Raw genomic sequence first — 1007 nt, 5'->3', positions numbered from 1 at the left:
ACCCGCACGTCCGACATCGGCGCCACGCTCCAGCAGATCGCCGAGCTCACCGCCGCCGGCTGCAACATCGTCCGGGTGGCCTGCCCGACCCAGGACGACGCCGACGCCCTCGCCGTCATCGCGAAGAAGTCGCAGATCCCGGTCATCGCCGACATCCACTTCCAGCCCAAGTACGTGTTCGCCGCCATCGACGCCGGCTGCGCCGCCGTCCGCGTGAACCCGGGCAACATCAAGCAGTTCGACGACAAGGTCAAGGAGATCGCGCGGGCCGCCAAGGACACCGGCACCCCGATCCGGATCGGCGTCAACGCGGGCTCCCTCGACGCCCGGCTGCTGAAGAAGTACGGCAAGGCCACCCCCGAGGCGCTGGTCGAGTCCGCGCTGTGGGAGGCCTCCCTGTTCGAGGAGCACGGCTTCGGCGACATCAAGATCTCGGTCAAGCACAACGACCCGGTCGTCATGGTCAACGCCTACCGCCAGCTCGCCGCCGCATGCGACTACCCGCTGCACCTCGGCGTCACGGAGGCCGGCCCCGCCTTCCAGGGCACCATCAAGTCCGCCGTCGCCTTCGGCGCGCTCCTCTCCGAGGGCATCGGCGACACCATCCGCGTCTCCCTCTCCGCGCCGCCGGTCGAGGAGGTCAAGGTCGGCAACCAGATCCTGGAGTCGCTGAACCTCAAGCCGCGCCGCCTGGAGATCGTCTCCTGCCCGTCCTGCGGCCGCGCCCAGGTGGACGTCTACAAGCTGGCCGAGGAGGTCACGGCGGGCCTGGAGGGCATGGAGGTCCCGCTGCGCGTCGCCGTCATGGGCTGCGTCGTCAACGGCCCCGGCGAGGCCCGCGAGGCCGACCTGGGCGTCGCCTCCGGCAACGGCAAGGGCCAGATCTTCGTGAAGGGCGAGGTCATCAAGACCGTCCCGGAGTCGAAGATCGTGGAGACCCTCATCGAAGAGGCGATGAAGATCGCCGAGCAGATGGAGAAGGACGGCGTGACCTCCGGCGAGCCCAC

At 69.3% G+C, this 1007-nt stretch carries 1 protein-coding gene; it reads left to right on the top strand.

What is annotated here, in order from left to right; translation table 11 throughout:
- Window positions 1-1007 (top strand): flavodoxin-dependent (E)-4-hydroxy-3-methylbut-2-enyl-diphosphate synthase (gene ispG, locus ACFWW8_RS38675; RefSeq protein WP_386537640.1); only part of this gene is annotated, 1007 nt, incomplete at both ends.

It is taken from the genome of Streptomyces sp. NPDC058701, assembly GCF_042715295.1.
GTDB lineage: Bacteria > Actinomycetota > Actinomycetes > Streptomycetales > Streptomycetaceae > Streptomyces.
This window is presented reverse-complemented; position numbering and strand designations above follow the sequence as displayed.